This window comes from Gordonia sp. UBA7860 (assembly GCF_002500165.1).
Classification (GTDB): Bacteria; Actinomycetota; Actinomycetes; order Mycobacteriales; family Mycobacteriaceae; genus Gordonia; species Gordonia sputi.
Genome location: NZ_DLSO01000166.1, coordinates 4373 through 5298, shown reverse-complemented (window position 1 = coordinate 5298; position 926 = coordinate 4373). Strand labels below are relative to the sequence as shown.

General features: G+C 67.1%; 2 pseudogenes. One reads left to right on the top strand and one right to left on the bottom strand.

Annotated elements, in window-relative coordinates:
- Nucleotides 1-211: 211 nt before the first annotated feature.
- Nucleotides 212-654 (top strand): annotated as a pseudogene (locus B3T59_RS20370) (DICT sensory domain-containing protein); the annotation flags it as partial.
- 67 nt (nucleotides 655-721) lie between these two features.
- Here the strand turns inward: B3T59_RS20370 and B3T59_RS20365 are convergent.
- A pseudogene (locus tag B3T59_RS20365) lies at nucleotides 722-926 on the bottom strand (amidohydrolase); the annotation flags it as partial.

Below are 926 nucleotides of genomic sequence, written 5' to 3'. Positions count from 1 at the left end.
CAGAAGATGGTGTTCGCCGGCTCCCGCAGTCCGCGGAACTCGCCGAGATCCTCCCGGTGCTCGTCACCGTCGACATGGACTCCATCCCGCAGCACGAACTCGACGCGTTGCCGACGCCGGTCGCCCTGCAGCGCCTGGTCTTCTCGGTATTGCCCGCGCAGCTGCTGCACCGCCCCGCACGAGACACTGGGCGCCGTGCGAGAGGCACGCCAACCCGTCGGAGCTCCCGGCCGACGAGGTGGTGCCCTTCCCCGAGGCGCCGGTGTGGTCGAGCCCCGCGCCGTCGGCCGACACCCCGTATGCGCTGGCGTCAGTCATGCAGGAGCCGCGCCGCGGAACCAAGCGACTGCTCGTCGAGATGAGTAAAGCGCTCGAAGCTCAGGCCGCTGGCGCAGGACAGGCGATGATCGTCGTCGGCACGTTCCAGCATGCGCAGCACTTCACCGACACAACGTCACAGCGGTGGCGCGATCTCGCAGACGTCACGGTCTTTGCCGGTGTCTACGGCCTCGGACTGTCACACATGGCGACGGCAACGTCAGGCATGCACCGCTTGACGCCGACGACGATCTCGTCAATGAGTGGACCGTCGCGATGCTCGGACCTTACTTCGCCGCGCTGCTCTCGGCACGCGATCAGCACGACGACGGTCCCTAGCTCGAGCGCACCTTCGACTTTGTGCAGTCATTCGACCGGTTCAACGTGGAGCCTTCGCGTCCTATCAGAGGGACGCAACCTCTTTGGTGAACGCCGCCTCGTCGATGCGCGTGCTCCGACCGTCTGAGATCACCACGCCGCCGTCGACCATCACGACGTCGACGATCGAGCGTGACCCGGTGGTCAGGAGCGACGCTCCGGGATCGCGGACCGGCAACGTCGCGTAGTCGCGGTCGAACCGGACTAGCGTGAGGTCGGCGGGTGCGCCC